This window comes from Peribacillus frigoritolerans, assembly GCF_030676415.1.
Lineage (GTDB): Bacteria > Bacillota > Bacilli > Bacillales > DSM-1321 > Peribacillus > Peribacillus frigoritolerans_A.
In genome coordinates this window covers 42,135-60,437 of the sequence record NZ_JAUUTW010000013.1, presented here as the reverse complement: position 1 = coordinate 60,437, position 18,303 = coordinate 42,135, and the positions used below count along the sequence as shown (strand labels likewise).

23 protein-coding genes and 2 pseudogenes are annotated in these 18,303 nt (G+C 35.0%); 4 read left to right on the top strand and 21 right to left on the bottom strand.

Features of this window, described 5'->3' with window-relative positions:
* Positions 1-37: 37 nt before the first annotated feature.
* The 4 genes and pseudogenes from Q8G36_RS13855 to Q8G36_RS13840 all read left to right on the top strand — a co-directional run bounded on the left by Q8G36_RS13855 (position 38) and on the right by Q8G36_RS13840 (position 2,965).
* Positions 38-451, top strand: a complete 414-nt coding sequence (locus Q8G36_RS13855) for a hypothetical protein (protein ID WP_305160501.1) — start codon at positions 38-40, stop codon at positions 449-451.
* Positions 452-503: 52 nt separating this feature from the next.
* Positions 504-761: a hypothetical protein gene (locus Q8G36_RS13850; protein ID WP_305160502.1), complete on the top strand. Its 258-nt coding sequence runs from the start codon at positions 504-506 to the stop codon at positions 759-761.
* 609 nt (positions 762-1,370) lie between these two features.
* Positions 1,371-1,767, top strand: a pseudogene (locus Q8G36_RS13845) (GerAB/ArcD/ProY family transporter); the annotation flags it as partial.
* A complete protein-coding gene (locus Q8G36_RS13840) occupies positions 1,751-2,965 on the top strand; it encodes a Ger(x)C family spore germination protein (RefSeq protein WP_305160503.1) in 1,215 nt (404 codons plus the stop codon). The pseudogene Q8G36_RS13845 and the gene Q8G36_RS13840, both read left to right, overlap by 17 nt.
* Before the next feature lie 193 nt (positions 2,966-3,158).
* Here Q8G36_RS13840 and Q8G36_RS13835 read toward each other — a convergent pair whose 3' ends face one another.
* From Q8G36_RS13835 to Q8G36_RS13740, 21 genes and pseudogenes are all read right to left on the bottom strand, one after another.
* Positions 3,159-3,929 (bottom strand): M15 family metallopeptidase, encoded by a 771-nt coding sequence (locus Q8G36_RS13835; RefSeq protein WP_305160504.1) that lies wholly within the window; start codon positions 3,927-3,929, stop codon positions 3,159-3,161.
* Between the two features lie 18 nt (positions 3,930-3,947).
* Positions 3,948-4,133, bottom strand: coding sequence for a holin (locus tag Q8G36_RS13830; RefSeq protein WP_305160505.1), 186 nt, complete (start codon positions 4,131-4,133; stop codon positions 3,948-3,950).
* A 1-nt stretch (position 4,134) separates the two neighbouring features.
* Positions 4,135-4,329, bottom strand: a complete 195-nt coding sequence (locus Q8G36_RS13825) for a hemolysin XhlA family protein (RefSeq protein ID WP_305160506.1) — start codon at positions 4,327-4,329, stop codon at positions 4,135-4,137.
* Positions 4,330-4,400: 71 nt separating this feature from the next.
* Positions 4,401-6,638 carry a BppU family phage baseplate upper protein gene (locus tag Q8G36_RS13820; RefSeq protein ID WP_305160507.1) on the bottom strand — a complete coding sequence of 746 codons (2,238 nt, stop codon included), beginning with the start codon at positions 6,636-6,638 and terminating at the stop codon, positions 4,401-4,403.
* Positions 6,639-6,689: 51 nt separating this feature from the next.
* Positions 6,690-7,676, bottom strand: a complete 987-nt coding sequence (locus tag Q8G36_RS13815) for a hypothetical protein (RefSeq protein WP_305160509.1) — start codon at positions 7,674-7,676, stop codon at positions 6,690-6,692.
* A gap of 3 nt (positions 7,677-7,679) precedes the next feature.
* Positions 7,680-8,663, bottom strand: coding sequence for a phage tail protein (locus tag Q8G36_RS13810; RefSeq protein WP_305160510.1), 984 nt, complete (start codon positions 8,661-8,663; stop codon positions 7,680-7,682).
* A gap of 15 nt (positions 8,664-8,678) precedes the next feature.
* Complete coding sequence (locus tag Q8G36_RS13805) at positions 8,679-9,485, bottom strand: phage tail family protein (RefSeq protein ID WP_305160511.1); 807 nt, start codon at positions 9,483-9,485, stop codon at positions 8,679-8,681.
* Positions 9,482-11,548 (bottom strand): phage tail protein, encoded by a 2,067-nt coding sequence (locus Q8G36_RS13800; protein WP_305160512.1) that lies wholly within the window; start codon positions 11,546-11,548, stop codon positions 9,482-9,484. The genes Q8G36_RS13805 and Q8G36_RS13800 overlap by 4 nt, the downstream gene beginning before the upstream one ends.
* Complete coding sequence (locus Q8G36_RS13795; protein WP_305160513.1) at positions 11,548-11,733, bottom strand: hypothetical protein; 186 nt, start codon at positions 11,731-11,733, stop codon at positions 11,548-11,550. The genes Q8G36_RS13800 and Q8G36_RS13795 overlap by 1 nt, the downstream gene beginning before the upstream one ends.
* 66 nt (positions 11,734-11,799) lie before the next feature.
* A pseudogene (locus Q8G36_RS29285) lies at positions 11,800-11,889 on the bottom strand (hypothetical protein); the annotation flags it as partial.
* Positions 11,889-12,254: a tail assembly chaperone gene (locus tag Q8G36_RS13790; RefSeq protein ID WP_305160514.1), complete on the bottom strand. Its 366-nt coding sequence runs from the start codon at positions 12,252-12,254 to the stop codon at positions 11,889-11,891. The pseudogene Q8G36_RS29285 and the gene Q8G36_RS13790, both read right to left, overlap by 1 nt.
* A gap of 77 nt (positions 12,255-12,331) precedes the next feature.
* Entirely contained in the window at positions 12,332-12,742 is a 411-nt protein-coding gene (locus Q8G36_RS13785) for a phage tail tube protein (RefSeq protein WP_305160515.1), read from the bottom strand.
* An 18-nt stretch (positions 12,743-12,760) separates the two neighbouring features.
* Complete coding sequence (locus Q8G36_RS13780) at positions 12,761-13,165, bottom strand: DUF3168 domain-containing protein (RefSeq protein ID WP_305160516.1); 405 nt, start codon at positions 13,163-13,165, stop codon at positions 12,761-12,763.
* Positions 13,165-13,524: an HK97-gp10 family putative phage morphogenesis protein gene (locus tag Q8G36_RS13775; protein ID WP_305160517.1), complete on the bottom strand. Its 360-nt coding sequence runs from the start codon at positions 13,522-13,524 to the stop codon at positions 13,165-13,167. Before Q8G36_RS13775 ends, Q8G36_RS13780 begins: the two co-directional genes overlap by 1 nt.
* Positions 13,525-13,532: 8 nt before the next feature.
* Positions 13,533-13,802: a phage head closure protein gene (locus Q8G36_RS13770; protein ID WP_305160518.1), complete on the bottom strand. Its 270-nt coding sequence runs from the start codon at positions 13,800-13,802 to the stop codon at positions 13,533-13,535.
* On the bottom strand, positions 13,799-14,107 hold the full coding sequence (locus tag Q8G36_RS13765; RefSeq protein ID WP_305160519.1) for a phage head-tail connector protein: 309 nt from the start codon (positions 14,105-14,107) through the stop codon (positions 13,799-13,801). Before Q8G36_RS13765 ends, Q8G36_RS13770 begins: the two co-directional genes overlap by 4 nt.
* A gap of 5 nt (positions 14,108-14,112) precedes the next feature.
* Positions 14,113-14,295, bottom strand: coding sequence for a hypothetical protein (locus Q8G36_RS13760; protein WP_305160520.1), 183 nt, complete (start codon positions 14,293-14,295; stop codon positions 14,113-14,115).
* Positions 14,296-14,358: 63 nt separating this feature from the next.
* Positions 14,359-15,309, bottom strand: a complete 951-nt coding sequence (locus Q8G36_RS13755) for a major capsid protein (protein WP_305160521.1) — start codon at positions 15,307-15,309, stop codon at positions 14,359-14,361.
* Positions 15,310-15,352: 43 nt separating this feature from the next.
* Positions 15,353-15,994 carry a DUF4355 domain-containing protein gene (locus Q8G36_RS13750; RefSeq protein WP_305160522.1) on the bottom strand — a complete coding sequence of 214 codons (642 nt, stop codon included), beginning with the start codon at positions 15,992-15,994 and terminating at the stop codon, positions 15,353-15,355.
* Positions 15,995-16,096: 102 nt separating this feature from the next.
* Complete coding sequence (locus Q8G36_RS13745) at positions 16,097-16,978, bottom strand: minor capsid protein (protein ID WP_305160523.1); 882 nt, start codon at positions 16,976-16,978, stop codon at positions 16,097-16,099.
* Entirely contained in the window at positions 16,971-18,299 is a 1,329-nt protein-coding gene (locus Q8G36_RS13740) for a phage portal protein (RefSeq protein WP_305160524.1), read from the bottom strand. The genes Q8G36_RS13745 and Q8G36_RS13740 overlap by 8 nt, the downstream gene beginning before the upstream one ends.
* Positions 18,300-18,303 lie beyond the last annotated feature (4 nt).

The following is an 18,303-nucleotide window of genomic DNA, read 5'->3' as shown; positions in this document are numbered from 1 at the left end:
GTTTTAAAGTGAAACAAATTTCAGAGGAGAAAAACACATGGATGACAAAAGGTTATTGTTAATTTGGACAGATATTCTGAACGAACATGGTGGAAAAGAAACAGTTGATTCTTTAAAAGATGAATACAGCAAGTTGAATATTTCTCAACTAATTGAGTTTTTAAACTCCCTACTAATCACAGAGTTTGAGAATAAGCCATTTCGCTCTAGAGCAGAAATTCAGACCTCACCATTTCTAAATAAAGAGAATGAAACAATTGTTTATGATGAATCTAATATAATTTACAAAGATTTGCTTGTATCATTAGTGTCTTTAATGTTCTTGACGAATGTGGAGGATAGTCCTACTTTAATTATAGATGTAGCTTTTTGCTTAAAGGAAATAGATGATGTAGTTTCTGAACAATTTAGAAAGGATATTGCTGAAAAAGTTTATAGAACATATAGGTAGTATTATCTACTACTTTAATAAGTTTCATCCTAACATTAAGGAGACTAAAATAATGAGTTCTGATGATAACAAACTAATAAAAATCCCGATAACGAATGCTCAAAGAAAAATTAATGAATATGGAAATGGTTACGTACCTTGTGAAGTTACTGAAAGGTGGCTGCAATTTTCAGAAAATGGATCATCGAATGGTCTCGTGGAAGTGAATGTAATGACTTTAGGAGCTAATGATAAGCCAAGAAAAGTATGCGAACTAGTTTTAACTAAAGAAAATATACTGAGAGCATTGGAAAATGTAGATTTCAAATAAGTTCTTAGATTTAATATATGGAGAAGTAGATTCACTTATTTATTAGAAGAAAAGAAAAAAACCTTCTCGATTAAGAGAAGGGTTTTTTTGTCTGAAGGAGTGTTGTTGGAAATACAATAATATATTATCCAATTAATGATTTTATAAGCATTGTAATAAAAAAGCCCTCTCCAATTAAGAAGAAGGGCTTTTGGAAAAGGAGTGTTACTTGGAAGTAGTAACACATTTAATATGATATCCACTGAATTACAATTTATTCTTTCATTTGAAAACAAAAGTATGCCCCTACTCGAAATGAGTAAGGGCTACATTTATAAAAAAGATAGATCATTTTTGTGTTCCTTAATCAACTAATGCATTATTTGAGGAAACAAGGATATAAAGTAATGCAGATCAGTGGCAGCATTGTGAATCGTATGTCGCAAGTTTTAAAAAGAGTGAAAACAAGGTAAATTAAGATTTTTCTTCTCGAATAGTGTGTAATAACGTGAGCTAAAAAAGGATTTTTTGTAAATAAATCATATCTATTACTTCGGGCATACTATTCTTTGAAACAACACATTATAAATAATGTGGATTTATTAGAATTGGGAGGGCATTTGATGGAGGATAGTAATGGTCATCGGAGCATTATCTGTTGATGGAGTGGTCAAGAGAACATGGCCGACACTTGATCTTATACGAAGTTTTGAAGTCTCCGGTTTGATCTTTAAACGGTTTAAATCTTTATTGCTCGTGGTTTGGATTATGCAAATACTTTCCATATTTATCATCACATACTATGCAGCTACTTTATTTCTAGCTCAACTTTCGAACATTCACCCATTTATCTATGGCTTGCTTCCGATTCTATATATGATTGCCATGATTCCGAAAAAATATCAATGACCTATTTAAACTTAGAGATTTCGTCGGCAATGTCGCATTGTTGTTATTTGGTTTACTACCGCTACCCCTGCTTATTATCTCCAGAATAAAGGGAGGAAAATATGAAACAATTACATAACAATATACGTACACTCCTAATTTCCCTCTCCGTTCTTTTGTTCTTAACCCTTACAGGATGCTGGAGCAGTCATGAAATTGAAGAGCAAAGTTTAGGTATAGGTTTGGCATTTGATAAAGGTAAGAAGTCCTTCATTGAGAAAGAGTTAAACGAACAAGGGGGGGGATATTTTAAAAAAGACCTGATTACTTCAACCTATCAACTAATCACTCCACAAGTAGCAAGTTCAACAACTAAACAAGCAGGACCACAACAAAAATCCTATGTTAATGTTTCTGAAACGGGAGATTCCGTCCTTCAAATGGCTCGTGAAATATCATTAAGGAGCGAACAGGCAATAACCAGTAATCACATGAAAGTAATTGTTATCAGTGAAAAGCTTGCAAAATCGTATGATTTGGAACAATTATTTGATCAAGATCTTCGTGATAATGATTTTAGACCAAGCTGTCTTGTGCTCATTAGTAAAGGAAGAGCAAGCAAAACACTGGAAACAAAGACAGCAGGAGAAATTCCAGCGTTTCGTCTGGTTGGTATTGTAGAAAATACCTTTCGAACAACGAGGATTTTGCCTCCTATGTCGCTTATTAAAATAGAGAGCAAGCTCCATTCAGGATCTAGTTTTCTGTTGCAAAATGTACTATCAGTGAATGGGCAAGTCAAATTTGCGGGAGCTGCCGTGATCAATGGAAAGACCCACAAAATGACTGGTTTTTTGAATGAGGAAGAACTGGAGGGCGTAATATGGATAACAGGCAAGGGGAAAGGTGGTGTAGTGAAAAGCTTTGATAAAGAAACGGGTCAGCTGATTGTGTATGAGATAGAGACCATGAAAAGCACTATCATACCACGAGTTAAAGGAGACAATATCTCTTTCGATGTAAACATCGAATCAGTGGGAAGACTATCTGAAACTTGGGTGGTTCCGGGAAATACTTTTAAAAATGAATTTCTAAAAAAAGCAGAAAAATCCTCTGAAAAAGAAGTGGAACGCTTGGTGAGAAATGTAGTAGAAAAAATGCAAAAAGAATACCAAGTGGACGTTGCTGGCTTTGGAAATCGATTGAGAATTGAGCACCCCAAAGTATGGAAGAAGGTCAAAAAGGATTGGGATAAAAGATTTAGTGAAACTACTATAAACTATGATGTGAAATTAACCATTAACGATTATGGAACATCAGGAGGATTAAAGAAGTGAGCCCTCAGGATAAACACATTGAACCTTCTAGCCTCCATTAAATGTGAACAATGAAAAGATTAAAAGAAGATGTTTAAATTGCAAAATGTCTAAACATCTTCGTTAAATAGGTCTTAAATACTCTATTCGTAAACGACAAGTAGTCCTGATAACACAATTTTTATCGTTATTTGGGGCTACTTGACGTTTACTTTTATTTCTTGTTTAATTGCTTCAACATTGCTGCACGACTTTTATTTCCGTACACTCCATCGACAGGATTACAATAAACAGACTGGAACCTTTTCATCGCTGAAGTTGTAGCCTTGCCCCATTGTCCATCCACTTTTCCACATTTGAAGTTAAGGGTATTTAATGCCTCTTGAATTTGTTTAACAGCAGTTCCTCTGTCGCCTTCTTTATAAACTCCATTTGGTAAGCTCACAGACTTCACAGGAGCAGTTTTGACAGGTGCTTTAGGTTTTGTAGTGGCTTTGCCTACGTTTTGCTTAGAATCACCGGATTTCACTTCTACATCCTTAAATACAGGTCGTTTACCATTTTGTAAATCTTTAAGAGTTAATCCACAAGTCATTTGGAAATGGGGGCTATCCTTGAAACTTTTCCAATCTCCACCCCATTCAAATCCAAGTTTCTTAGCTTCTTCAACTACTTCTTTCCAATCTGATAATCCATCTTTATCAAAGTCAGTGTATGTATCCCAAACAGCTTTCTTCCCATCAGGGGTAATTAAACAGAAATCAATTGCCAAGCCATAGTTGTGCATGGATTGACCACCTTTAGCATTTGTTACAATACTTCCCTTTTTAGTTCTTCCTTGAGCATAAATTGCATTCTGTTCTGCAAAGGATCTAAAACCATGAGTAATTTTCATTTTATATTTCGTAAGCCTTTTATTTGCATTTACTTCTAATAATTTTGCTTGTTTCTCCACATAAGGATTTAATTCGTTCAAGTTAACCATTATAATTCCTCCTCGATTTTATTGGTCTTTAAATCCAGTCCCGTTAGATGGGTTATTGAAAATACCTGCTCCTATTAGTACAGCCAGGATAGCATTGACGTACTGATCATACTTTTCTGGAGTTAACACTCCTAAGTCGTTCATAAATAGACCACCTAATGCTGCAATCGCAATCCATAACGGATAGTTTTTTAATCGTTCCATGTTAAATTCCCCCTTTTAAAATTAAGCCTAGTAATGCCAAAACAATTGCTCCAACAATGATTCTCAATATCCACGTTGTGTTACTTTTAATTGAGGAAATATCCTCTTTAACATCTTTAATGTTGGATTCTGCAACTGCCAATCGCGTCTTAACATCAGTCATGTCGACCTCCAGACTTTTCACACGATTTTCCAATCCAATCCACCCCTTTCATTGCAATATAAAAAGCCGCCCATAAGGACGACTTGGATTTCTTGCTTATTTATTTATCCTGCTGTAAATACTGGTGCACCTGCATCTGATACAGTCATTTTGTAACGTGTTCCATTTGCACTATACATATATGTTCCTTCAAATCCACCAACTGAATTATTCAATATTGCTCTAGTCAATCCAACTACATCGTTATTGAATGTCTGGATATTTTGAGTGCCAGATGTACATTCGATTCCATACTTTTGATACGTACCTCGTACCTTGTTATTGTAAACACGACCATTTTTTGTAGAACTGGATAAGCTCATAGAACTTCTTGTACTTCCACTTGCATTATCAAGTGCAATGTCAGTAAGTATGTTATTATGAATTTCTACTCCATCTAGACCAGAAATAAGGAATCCAGTACGCCCCCCTCTTTCAGCTCTATTTCCACTAATATAATAATCCTTTGTATACCCTTTACCAAGGTGTTCCGCAATATCACCATCATTTACGAATAATATTTCTGTGGTTAGATCAATTGCTAAATTATCTTTAATTTGAACGTTATTACAGTATGCAGACATGATAAATCTATAAGCTGTTCTACATGAATTACCCTGAATCAATACATTGTCACAGAAATTTATCAAGATAGATTCATTAGTAGTCCCTCCATAACCTTCGGAGATGTTATTAAGTATTTGAACATTCTTAAATTTAGCAACTACACCGTTATAAGCCCATGCAGCAAGGTAAACATCTCTTTTCTTTGACTGATAAAAATAATTGCCCTCAACGATAAGATTCTTACCTGCTTCTGGAAGACCGTTATCGTATGAACCTTTACCATCTGGATTTGAGAATCTTACTCCATATTCACAGTTAAGAAACGTATTATTCCTAATTGTAGTATTTTCATATTTGTAAGGTCGAACTCCTGCATAAGTCATACCGTCAAATGTGTTGTCATAAATGCGAATGTATTTGATGAAACTGCCCGGTGTATGTCCATGATTTCCAACACCACAAGGATAAGCAGGACGATTAGCACTTGCTCCAAAATAGTTATTTCTTATTGTAACGTTCATACAAGGTGTGCCATCATATGCACCAAAGGAGCTGAATCCATCTTCTGTGTGGGATGCAACTTGAATAGCTTCACGGAAATATGATGCACCATCTCCATCGACTGTATAGTTAATGTCATAACCTTTAAATTTACAACCTTCAATCAATACGTCTCTACTTGAGTTCAAATCAACTGCATGAGCACCACGTACATCTAGAATCTCAATATCACGTAGAACAATATTATAACCATGAGCAAGACCAATACCGTTGAATGACTTGTTGTGGTTTAAAATATTTCCGTCTAATATTCCACCCTCAATAGTGATATTTCCGTTTCCGTTATACTCTGTGAAGCTATCTGTTGACTTTCCATTTATAAACCAACCAGAATTATGATCACGTAGAAGCCTTGCATTTTTGTCCATGATAATTTTCGTATTCTTACTTAGATACAACTTATTTGTAAGTCGATAAGTACCTTTGGGAATATGGCAATAAACCGCCCCTTTAGTTATAGCGACATCTAGGATAGCTTGTATGTAAGGAGTATCATCTTGAATTCCATCACCCTTTGCACCCTTTTGTTGAGGTGTATACATAGGGAAATAAACGTCACCTGCACCTGAAACTTTAAAATCAAAATCATTCATACGTTCTTTTAGGGATGGAAAAGTTACACCTAGTCCATTCGTTCTTGCTTCTATTGTTTCAGCTACTGTCTGATTGTTATTAGCTTCACTAATCTTTGCTTGTTCTGCATGTTGTAATGCGTTTTGTTCGTGAATAATTGTATTACTTAGTGCTGTTTCAGCATCAGACACGATTTTATTTAAAGCTGTAAAACTATTTGAGCTTTCAAGTGTTTCTGCATTAAACAAACCTTTAACTGCTGTATATGCAAATTTGTTTGTAACAGCAATCCTATCTAGCGAATAGTACACCATTACCTCTGCCTCATGATTGCCCTGTACTTCAAAAGCTTCTGTGTTTAAAACAACTGTACATAATCCTTTTGCTGGATCAATTATCGTACAATCCTGAAAGACTAACTTATTATCAGGTTTCTCTATTTCTATTCTTACTTTTACACCCTCGGCTAGAATGACTGGTTCGCCATTTTGTTCAATAGTTATTAGTAATTTTGGTGTATTTAAATCATTTGTATTTATAGAAAACATGTTATTTTGAACTTTTTTCATCGTGTCCAAAGTTATCGCATATGGTTTATACATTTCATTTCCCCTTTCAAAAACATAAAAAAATAAGCACCCTATAAAGAGTGCTTAAACAATTCCTCCACTTACAATTTGTCCACCAGAATAATAGTGTTCATTCTTTGTTGTTCCAGTAACAGTATGACTACCTGATTTATGGATAGTGGAACGAGCAGAAGTTATTCCGTTTGTATTGCCTGTGCCAGTGTTGTTAGATTCGACTGTTATTTGTGAATTGAAATTAGCAATAATTCCATTTACATTATTTGATACAGTACAACCAGAGATAACACCCCTACTTGCTGAGTAAAGAATCCCATTCAATCCACTTGCCTTTTTATTAACTTGTACTACACAGTTATTCGTATTTACGTAAGAACAACGATCATAAAGAAATCCATTAGTTATAGCTGTCGTAGCTTCTATTCCACTGATATTAAGATAAGCATCTATATTGACTGCATAAAATGAATTTATCTTTACATTAGTAGGAACTTCTTGATTCCCTACAATTCTAATATCCGAACCTTGTTTATTTCTTAAAACTAAATCCTCTTCATATACGTCATCAGTTATAAATATGGTAACTGCCCCACCTGTAGTTGATTGAGGAATCATATCTAATGCTTTCTGAATTGTCTTAAAAGGTGCAAATGAAGTATTTCCTACGTTTTCATCCCAACCCCAATTCCCATCAACGTAGTAATATTTATCTTCGGCTTCATCGATATTTATTTTCATTTGCAATCTTTCTTGATATTCCATTAAGGCTTGTATATTAACTTTGTCATCTAAAATGTCTTTTTCCATTGCAGTTAAATGTGCAAATAATGAAGGATGCTCTTCCCCTTCTCTGGACATTCTCGCAGCTACTACTTCTGGATTACCTCCACCAGTAGGGTTAAGTATTACTGATGTCAAGCGAGCATCCATCGTCTCATTCTGTTTGTTTATTTCTATAATTTCATCTTTAATTCCCTCAAAATTTTCATCTAAATCATCTCTGTACTGTCTGTTAAATTGTAAGTGATCCATTTTTTTAGGATTATATACCATTATTTATTTCCCCTTTCTTATAACTATTTCTTCTGCTCCATTGAAAAGAACATTTCCAATTGTGATAACAGGTGGAGTATCAACTCCGGGGTAATCTAATATCTCTACAACTCTCGTATAGATTTCAATTCCTAAAGCCTCATGGATAAGCCAACCTGCATCCCCTTTCCCAATCTCCTGACCAATCTCACCGACAACTGTATGATAATCAAACTTAATGGAAATTTTAGGAGTATCTTGAAGTTTAGAAGCTATGTGGTTTCTTAAATTTTCAGCAATCGTGAATGTCTCATTGCTAATTGGGTCTGCGTGTAGTCTGCCAAATACAGAAGCATTGGGGCTTTCATATGAAACACTAATTAAAGGTTTCCCATTAGCATCTAGTTTCCCTGTTCCTTCGATATATGTAGTTAAATCATTCGTATCAATTTGTTCGTCTACTGCTGTGATATTATGTTTGTATCTAAATTGAAAGTCGTTATCTACACCTATTCGCTTTTTTAGGGTAATGTGAAATTTCTTTACTTCTAATTCAGCACCATATTCCTCTAATACCTTTTGAAGAAGAGTGTAAGAATCGTCTTTCCCAAATTCCTCAAATACTACTCCATCAAAAGTTCCTTCAACTGTAAATGTAAATTTTGTGTTAGCTGTAATGAGTGTCATTGCTTGCTCAATACTAACTGTATTATTCAAAGTGGAATACACTCGATTCTTTTCCAAGTCAAACAATACGTGTAAGCAAGATACGGTTTTATACTGTGTACTCGACCTTAATTGTTTTCCTACTTGCTTTACTCTAAAATAATCATCATCGACTTCAATCAAGCATTGTCCCTGTATTAAATCAAAAGATTCTTCATTGCTAAATGACCGATATATATTAAAGCTAAGTGACTTATCACCATTCAAAACCCATCTTCTTTGCGGTAATTCACAATCAACTAATGGCTCAATTTGTCCATCTAATGAGTGAACAACTAACATGTTCAAACCCCTTTCTTATAAATAATAAAACCGAAAGTCAAAAGCTATTTCAAAAGTTGAAGTTGCACCGCTAACAGTGAATTCATTCCAACCTTTTACTAGCTTTAATGACATTCGGTTTGTATCATTAAATATACTTTTATCATTTTTCTTAAAGAAAACACGATCTAGTTTAATTGTGTCGTGTGAGTCCGATGTGCCATAATACTTCCAAGATTGACCAAGAGTAACATTACGGATTGATAAATTCTCCGAAGCACCTTTAAACGTGATTGTCATTGGTTTTTCTCTAGGGTCAACTTCGATATCTCCTGCATTGTAGACTCTAAATCTATCACCAGTAAAAGTATACATTTGGTCTTCTGCAAGTAAATGTTGACCAATTCCCCAAGATTCAGAATCAAATGTTAATGGAGTTAATGTGCTTCCTGTAGACTCACACATCCCATCCATAGCAGTGAAGGTAATGGTATGTTTACTAATAAGTGCAACGTCTTCGAAATCCCAACTTTCAATGTTAACTCTCCACCGTTTAAAAGGCTGTCTTGAATCAATTATGTAGAATGGTTCTTCACTATCAAATAATGAATGCAACTCATCTCTTCTCAAAACAAAATCAGCATTATCACGAGCTTTAAAATAAAACTCAACGTTTATGGTACGAGTTGTTAAAGCATTTGAAGCAGGTAAGGAACCTCTCCTACCATCAATTTCTTGAAAGATAGGAATCCTTGTTGGCGCAGAAGGTTGAAATCTCTGTAAAGTAATTAATTCACTTGTATCAATTAATTCTTCATTTTCTTTTTGTATATAAAGTGTCACCCAATAACCCCCCTCGGTCTTGACATACGAATATCTTTACCTAGTAAATCATTAATTGTATCGAATGTAGCTTCTCCAATCGTCCTACCATCTAGATTGATTTGGATAGTTCCACCTTGATTTCCGTTTTGATTTGAATTTGACTTCATACCATTTGAAGAATAAATAGAATTATTTGAATCCGGTGCTCTATATCCTGCTTCAATATTTGTCTTTATGTCTTTAATATCTGGTGTAGCTGTTTCGGACAATCTTTGAACTGATTTTTCAACCACTCCTAGACCACTTTCGATACCTTCTGCTGCCCCGATTGGAACCCACTTCATGAGCGCTTTTACTACCCTTGAAGGAGAATGAATTCCAAGGAAATCCTTAAGTCCATCTGGTACTAATTCGGCTAATGATGCAACTTTATCTGATATTGCCCCTGCCATTGATCCAAGACCGTCTATCAAGCCTTGAATGATATCTGAGCCTATTCCTGCTAAGTCGATTCCTTCAAAGAAAGCTTCTATGTTGTTCCAAATATCCTCGGCTATTCCCTTAATAGCATCCCAAGCGCCTTCCCAATCGCCCTCTAAAAGCGACATTCCTGCATCGATTAGTCCAGTTATTATGTCTACACCTGTGGAAATAGCAGTTTTAATTAAACCCCATGCAATTTTTACTAGTCCAGAAATAACAGGCCAAACTACCTGAAAAATCCCTTGTATAAATTTCATTCCAGATTGAATATTTTTCCAGATATACGACATGAATCCTTCAACAATAGCCATAATAGTTGCACCATGTTCATCCCAAAGTGCAGAAAATTTAGCTAATATTTCTTGACCAAAGGAAACTAATGCATCCCAAATTGGAATAAGTATGCCATTCAAGATAAAATCCCAAGCTGCTTGTGTCCCAGATTTTATAGCCTCCCAAACCGCAATTACCGCTGTACTAAACCAAGTTGTCTTAGTCCATAGCAAATAAAGAACTGCAATGAGTCCTACGATAATCCCTGCAACTAATAATACTGTTCCTGCAATAGACATAAATCCTGCAACGATAGGCATAATTATAGGTGCAATCGCTGCGAAAGCTGCGGAAAGTCCACCGAATAATCCAATACCAATTGCTAATGGTGCTAAAATTAAGAATAAAGCAGGTAATAACATTAAGAATCCTTGAATAATTAACGCTATCATTGGATGAGCTTCATTGAATTTGACCACTAATGCTGCGACTGCTGTAACAAATTCAAAAACCTTCATCATGACTGCTGCGAAAATCTCAACCATAGGCTGAAAAGCTTCTCTTATCGTTGACATCATGGTTTCTATTGATTCGGAATAGCCCGGAATACTTTTTGAGGCTTCATGTAATGCACCATATACGAGAACGGATGCACCTGCAGCGATTAAAGCAACACCTGCCATACGCAAAAGACCGCCATTAATTAACTTAATCTGATCATTTAAGTCTTTCATGTTGGCATTCGGCCCTAATTTTTGCAAGGCAAGATAAACAGGAGTACCCTTCTTCGCCATATTTTCCATACCTTGTGAAATCTTCAAGAATCCATTGTTTAACTTGTATAAAGGATTGTTCATTTTGTCAAAGTTTTGAGCAATTTTTTCACTCGCTGTACTACGTGCTTGCATTGTAGCAATACCTTCGATAAAGCCAGCCTTCATGAAATCATTATTCTTCATCATGTTATCAGTAATTTTTTTGTGTTTACTTCCCAAAGAATTGAGTTCATTCATAAATTGCGCTGTAGTACCTTTGTAATCACCCATACCTTGCGATAGCTTAAAAAATCCGTACTCAACTTCCAACAAATCTTGCTTGAAGGGGTTAAGTACGGATTGGGCATCTTTGTAAGCTGATTGCATTTCACTAGACATCATGCCCCATTTATTAGAAAATCCTTGAACATTCTCACCCATTGACTTAGCCATTTCTGATACACTTGTACCCATGCTATCAATAGTGCTTGTAGCTTCACTAACACCTCTTTGAATCCCACTTACATCTACACCTATTTCTACCATTAGATCTGCTACTGTTTGTGCCATTACCCCACCCCCATTTCTTTTTGCAACTCATCTAAAATGTGTTTACTTTCATCCGGCGTGGTTTTTTGAGGAGTTTGTTTCTTGTCGGGGTTATAAAAATCTTTTGGTTTCATAGGCTTCTTCAAATGTGGTGCTGTTAGCCAGCTTGCTAAAATAGATAGCCTTGTCATTTCTATTTCATGCATTTTTTCAATTTCCTCGACTCGTCTTTTCTCTCTCCATTTCCAACCATCATATAAGTCAATAAATTCAGACGGAGTTAATTTCCAAAACTCTTCATGACTTAGATTGAGCGCACCAAACGCTATGTCATAAACAAAATCCCAATCTAAGCCACCTATTAGTTTTTTGAGTCTTCTCTAGCTTGTTTAGCCTCAGCACGTTTCATCATAAGTTTGAATGCTTTTGAATTAGTCAAAGCTTTTACTGCTTCTTCCATATGTTCTTGAATATCAAAATCTTCATTTTCTTCCATTTCCTGCTCAAGCATTGCACCAACATGATGTGGTTGTAAGTTTGGATTCTTCCATAACATACCTGCCCAATAAAAATTACGAACTGTATTGAAGCCGATAGTTGCACCCTGTACAACACTAAAAATTCCTTTTTGGTAATGTTCCTCTAAGTCAGAAATTGCATTGAATGTAAATTTAAGAATGTATTCTTCACCGTTAATTTTAATTTTTGAAAAAGTTGCTTGTGTCATTTTATATTTCCTCCAATTTAAGCCGCTTGAAATTATCCAAACGGCTAGTTAATTTTATTTTTAATTAATTTTACTTGTTATACTACTGGTCTAATTGCTCCTGAAACACGTAAAGACGCTGTATAAGTTGTTTCTCCATCATAAGGAGCAGACGTTTCCATATTTGTAATAAGACATGTTGCTTCTTCTGTCGCTGCATCATCTTCTTTAATTTGAACTTTAATCATTTCTCTGTCACGGAATGCACCTTTCAAACCTTGATAACCTGCTGATGTTGGAATATATAAACCATCACATTCAATAGTTGCACTGTAAAGACCATGACCAAATTCGGACGCACCATTTGAATCCTCTGTTGTTAAATCAATTTCTCCTACTTCTTCGGCAAGAGTTGCATTTCTTTGTCCACCTACGGGACTGTATACTGGTAATTGCTCTGTTCCTGTGTTGATAAATAGCAATATTCTTACGTTTTTAGTTTCTGCCATGCTTAAAACCCTCCATTATTATTGTGAAATTTTAAATCTAAATCGTATTACACCATGACGAGTTATCTTGTCTGGATCATTGTAAACTTCCATGAAATCGAGTTTAGAAAACTCAATAGAAAAACCATCATCAAGTGACAATGGCTGTGAAAGACTTTGTAATATTAAATTCATGATTTCTTTTGCTTCTTTTTTACCGCCATGCTGTGACCAAATGTGTAATGTATGAGTAACTTCCTCACCAAACTCTAATTTTGTTGACCAATCATTTACTGTATCCTCACCAATTTCTATGTAAGGAAAAGGCTTAGTTTCTGGAACATTATCTAATACCTTTACGCCTTTAGCATTAATAGCTGAATCAGTTGATAGTCTTTTGTAAATACCTTCTTGTAATGAAAGTAACGCTGTACGTCTAAACATCACACTTCACCTAAAGTATCTTTAAGATTGCTTAGGAATTCTGGTCTTTCTTCTTCGTGTGCAGGAACCATGAAAGGTTGAGCAGGAGTATCATTAGTACCAAATTCAAGTGGTACTGCATACTCCACATCATCGCCCCTAGTACCGATTAATGCACTCAATCCATCTGATGCTATTTCAACTTTAATATTTCGTTTTGTATGTCCAGTATCCACTGCTACTCTAGTTTTTCCGTTTGCTTGAATCTTAAAAGCTGTATCTGTTACAATTTCAATTGCTTCTTGTGTCTTATCTTCTCTGTATGTTTCAAGCTTAGTAGTTAATTGATCCAAACCTTTAAATTTTGTTTTGAATTTCATGCCTTCACCTACTTTTCACACAATACAAGTAATATTTCATTTTGCCCGCCTTGGTCGATTACATCATTGATACGTAACTTTTTCTCACCATGTATAACCCTCATAGTAGAATTAATTTCTTCATCATATTCCATGAATACTTTATGTCCCTCTGTAGTTGGTATAACAAGTGCGTCAGATGCTTCTTTGAATGTAAGCCAACCTAAATATTCACCGCCCACTCCATCAGGAATGTTACCCTCTTTTTCAATAGTTACGATATGTGGAAATTCGTTCATACTCTTATCCTGTTGTATGGCTGTAGGAGTCTCATGATGGAAGGAGGGAAGTCAGTATCAAAGGAATAGGCAACATCACCAAAAGTGCGGGTTTTCTGTCCTACTTTATTCATGTTGAACTCAATCATTTTTGCAATAGCAATCTTAATTCCACCTTTTACGGTAACTACACCTAAATCATTGGTGAAATCGTTGTTACAATGCTCTTGGATGAATTCTAAGAATAAAGGTATTGCAACATCAATATAAGCATCATGCTTACTGGTTGTAATACCTGCAAGCTGTTTTACTATTTCTTTATCCACTTAAATCACCCTCTCGCTTTTTGCTGAGTGGCTTTTTTCTCTTTTTTAGTTACTTTAACTTCTTCAACAACTACTTCTTCTTTTTCAATATCCTCTTGAACCTCTTCAACTTGAACTTCTTCAACTATTTCTTGTTTTTTAAGTTCTTCTTCTTCTCTACGTCTCCTGTTGAAACCAGTTATACTCAAATTAATCACTCTTTCTAATAAAGACTAAAAAAGGGAAGGAGTAATCTCCCTCCCCGTTTAAAATTAAGCTAATTTATGGACATATTTAACGATACGAATATTCTTGTTGTCATACACTTTATTCCAGTTTACAGCATTACCAAGTTCTGCATTTGTTGGAGAAGAACCAGCCACACTTGCAGATTGGAATGCGATACCACGAGGATGCAAGATGAAATGTTGACGGTTGATAAGGATGTCTTCACCTTTCAAAGAATCACGGTCAGTTTCAGTTGGTACTGGAGCTGAACCATTACCTTCGCCTACTGCACCTTGACCAAATAGGTATGTAGTGTAAACGCCATTAGTTACAGGGCAACCATCATCAACAATAACCCTTTTGTCAAGATAAACAGGGAATGATACACCAGATACAGGGTCTTGTTTGTAAGTAATTAATTGGTCTTTTTGCAATTTAGCATAAGTAGCACTATGCATAGCTACAGCAGTTAAAAGACCTGCAGCATCACCTAGTTTATATTGAGCATCAATGAAACCAGTAGCAGAAATAACTTCTTGTCCAACTACAGCAGATACATCATGTACATTTCCAGCCATAGAAGCTGATTCAAAAGCACCTTTAAGAACAGCAAATAGTGTCTTTTGGCGTTGTCTTGCCCAATAAGTTGCAACTAAATCACCAATCGCTTTCATTGGATCAGCACCAGATAATGCTTTAGCAAGGTCATTTACTCCCCATGCCTTACCTCTCATTAATAGTACAGCTACATCTTGACCTGTTGAAATCTTTTGTGGAGTTAGTGCTCCATCATCACTTAATACTTCATCATCACCTGTAAGGTCATTGAAGAAAGGCATGTTAATAGTTTTCCCACCGCTTGAAGCTAGGCTATCAAGTTCATTATTTGGAACCACGATTCCACTTTGCACTAGTGCAGATAGTTCAGCAGTACGGTTAATTACATAAGGATTAAATACCTCAGGGACGATAATATCAGAAATTTTTGTTGACATAAAAAATACACTCCTCTAAATTTAAGTTTTTTATTTTGGTTTTTTATTTTGATTGTGAAGCTAATTGTTTTGCTAAATTTGGATTTTCTTTTAGAATCTTCGCTTGTTCAGTAAGATTAAAAGTATCCTTATTCCACGGATTTTTCACACCAAGATGATTTTTATTATCACCGGGTGGCTTGTACGAACCATTAAGTCTTTCAGTTACTTGTGCTTTAATATAAGTTTCCATCGCTGTTTCAAATGCACTTAAATTACTAATTGTTGTTGATTCATCTTGACCAATAAAGAAGTCAATAATTTGAGCTGGAATTTTCTTTTCTGATGCTACAGTTAAAGCTTTATTTTTCAATGACTCTCTAACTTTTTCATTTTCCATTTGTTCAAATTTCGCTTTAAGATTATCTAACTCTAGTTCTGCAGGTGTCTTATCAGGATTACGTTTCTTGATTTCTTCATCAATCAGGGTAGGCATTGTCTTTTGTTTGAACGTCTCCAAACCTTTTGAGTAATGTCTATCCTTTTCAGAATCTAACCATCTTTTTGCTTCATCGTTTGTTTCAAGTAGCTGTTTTGCTTGCTCAAATCCAAATTCTTGATTAGGAGCATATTGCTTTACCAATCCAAGTACATCTTGATTCTCTTTGTTCTGCTCTAAAAATAATTTAACGTCTTCGATATTCATTACATTTTCCTCCATGTGCCCTTACAACACTACGAATAGCCCAATAAGTGCAAGTATTTTTTTACAATACAAATAACCCTAACGATAGTTCGCAGGGGTACTTTACTTGAAATTTTTATTTTTCATCCATTCATCATAATTTGAATAATCAACGATAGGTTTAATCTCATCTTCATTCTTAACATTCTCTTTTTTAACTCTAGGCTTCCAATCATCAATAATTGGAATGATATCTGACCTACATTGTACGTGTGTATCTTCAGGTATCCTTGGATGCTCACCAAACTTGTATTTAACACCATCATGGTCACGACAATACTTACTTGTCTTCTTATCTAAAGTTGCATCAAACATAACCTCTTTGACTCTTCCTGATTGCTCATACACTTGATCCTGTGCTTGTCGTGAAACCCTTGCCACTTCATTATTAATTAACCTTTTAGACTCATATGCCGTTACATTAAAGATACGTTGGACTTCCCTAGACAGCTTACGTGGGTCTGTGCCTTGCATCATAGCTTGTTGAACACTGAATCGTACTTGTTTAACTAATTTCTCTTTGTTCTTCCATATACGACTACTGAACATTTCTTCCTTAATTGGAGTATTAACGATTGCTTTAATATCATTTTCCTTTAGGGGATTTAGCTTAATAGCCTTCTCCAAACCCGCTTCCAATAGGAAACCTGTACGATAATAAGATTCAAAAACTGTTTCATTGAGTATCTTTGTTGTAATTTCAATTTCCTTATTACCCATAATTTTAGCTTCTGCTTTTACACTCTTATCAATTTGTCTTAACAACTTAGCTCGCTTAGTCAAAGGAACATTCAACTTACCATTCACTATGTAAGGTAATAACATTGAATCGATTCCAGTTTGAGTTTTCTTCATAGACGATTTAAACACTTTGAATAATCCATTTATATTACCTGATACGAGTAACTCTATAATTTGACGAATAAGTTGGAAATACTTATTCAATGGTATCCGCTTCCTCTAGAGGAACTTCATCACTCGCTGTATCGTCTGAAATAGCGTCTAAATCTGGTTCAAATCCCATCATATTCTCTTGTTGCTTTATGAACTTCTCATACTCCATTTGAGGATTTTCAACAAAAGGTAATAACCCATAAATAGTTTCCAATGACATAACATCCTTGAATTTAGAAGCTATATCGGCTAATGCAAGTAAATCCTGGGGAATATTCATCGTAAATTTCAGCTTAATCAAACGGTAATTATAATCGATACTGTCTGTTGCTTTTAAAATGGTAAAGTATTCTTTAAGTCTTGATTTAATGACCTGTTCAAGCATCGTATGAATAGTTGAGCATTTGTTCTCTAACGTAATCAATCGTCCTCTGAGGGCACTTGAGCTGGTGTTCGAGGTCATTTTTTCGTTAGTATCAATATGTGATGCTAACTTGTAAATATTCTCTTTGATTTCTCTTAGTGAGCTATTTGCAAAAGCATCAGGTAAGTTTTTAATAAGATAATCAATGTCTGAACCAGTTTGTAATTGAATAACTCCTTTTTTACTCATTGCTGCTACATCATCTTCATTATTAAACTTAGTACCAATAACTTTTAGGATGGCCATTCTGAAGTCACTCAACTCGTTGCACATGTTTGAAATTGTACAGTTATATGCATCGATTAATTCTTTAATATCATCTAGCATTGATCTTCGATATAAATTTGCTTCTGAAACAGTTACAGGAACATTCATGAATGCGTGTTCACTACGTCCAATTTCTTTTAAATCGTCACCATCCATCTCGTAATGGATCACTTGTTTATTGGGTAGATATAAGTCACACATTTCTTTTTCAGAGAAACGATTTTTCTTGAAAAAGTTCATAGCCAACTCAACAGTTTTATCTGCGTCTTGACCTTCCAACACAAAACAGTTTAATGGTGTTAATACGGTTGCTTTAAACTCATTATCCTTAAAATATCGTAATTCAAATGAGTGCCCAAAAATATTTGTATTTAAAACTAGCTTCTGGTCATGCACCTTTTCCCATGTAGAGAAATCGGTGTCAATTCGGTCAATGTATTCTGTATTACCTAGCTTATCAATGTAATTAACTGGATTATTTAAGCTGTAAGCTAATTCATCAGTTAAAAACTTCTTGAAAAAGTTAACTACAATCTTCATATTGGATCGATTTTCACTAAATTGATAGTTATTTAAGATATCGTGCTTTCCATCATAGTAATTTTGATACTTTGTGTAAGCTAATTGCTGTTCTCTGAATGCTTTAACACAGTTATCCAATAATTCTTTATTAATTTCCACTAAC

Coding starts and splice junctions, on each gene's coding strand:
- Q8G36_RS13855 (WP_305160501.1), top strand. CDS start 38: ATGGATGACAAAAGGTTATTGTTAATTTGGACAGATATTCTGAACGAA.
- Q8G36_RS13850 (WP_305160502.1), top strand. CDS start 504: ATGAGTTCTGATGATAACAAACTAATAAAAATCCCGATAACGAATGCT.
- Q8G36_RS13840 (WP_305160503.1), top strand. CDS start 1,751: ATGAAACAATTACATAACAATATACGTACACTCCTAATTTCCCTCTCC.
- Q8G36_RS13835 (WP_305160504.1), bottom strand. CDS start 3,929: ATGGTTAACTTGAACGAATTAAATCCTTATGTGGAGAAACAAGCAAAA.
- Q8G36_RS13830 (WP_305160505.1), bottom strand. CDS start 4,133: ATGGAACGATTAAAAAACTATCCGTTATGGATTGCGATTGCAGCATTA.
- Q8G36_RS13820 (WP_305160507.1), bottom strand. CDS start 6,638: ATGTATAAACCATATGCGATAACTTTGGACACGATGAAAAAAGTTCAA.
- Q8G36_RS13815 (WP_305160509.1), bottom strand. CDS start 7,676: ATGGTATATAATCCTAAAAAAATGGATCACTTACAATTTAACAGACAG.
- Q8G36_RS13810 (WP_305160510.1), bottom strand. CDS start 8,663: ATGTTAGTTGTTCACTCATTAGATGGACAAATTGAGCCATTAGTTGAT.
- Q8G36_RS13800 (WP_305160512.1), bottom strand. CDS start 11,548: ATGGCACAAACAGTAGCAGATCTAATGGTAGAAATAGGTGTAGATGTA.
- Q8G36_RS13795 (WP_305160513.1), bottom strand. CDS start 11,733: ATGCATGAAATAGAAATGACAAGGCTATCTATTTTAGCAAGCTGGCTA.
- Q8G36_RS13790 (WP_305160514.1), bottom strand. CDS start 12,254: ATGACACAAGCAACTTTTTCAAAAATTAAAATTAACGGTGAAGAATAC.
- Q8G36_RS13785 (WP_305160515.1), bottom strand. CDS start 12,742: ATGGCAGAAACTAAAAACGTAAGAATATTGCTATTTATCAACACAGGA.
- Q8G36_RS13780 (WP_305160516.1), bottom strand. CDS start 13,165: ATGTTTAGACGTACAGCGTTACTTTCATTACAAGAAGGTATTTACAAA.
- Q8G36_RS13775 (WP_305160517.1), bottom strand. CDS start 13,524: ATGAAATTCAAAACAAAATTTAAAGGTTTGGATCAATTAACTACTAAG.
- Q8G36_RS13770 (WP_305160518.1), bottom strand. CDS start 13,802: ATGAACGAATTTCCACATATCGTAACTATTGAAAAAGAGGGTAACATT.
- Q8G36_RS13755 (WP_305160521.1), bottom strand. CDS start 15,309: ATGTCAACAAAAATTTCTGATATTATCGTCCCTGAGGTATTTAATCCT.
- Q8G36_RS13750 (WP_305160522.1), bottom strand. CDS start 15,994: ATGAATATCGAAGACGTTAAATTATTTTTAGAGCAGAACAAAGAGAAT.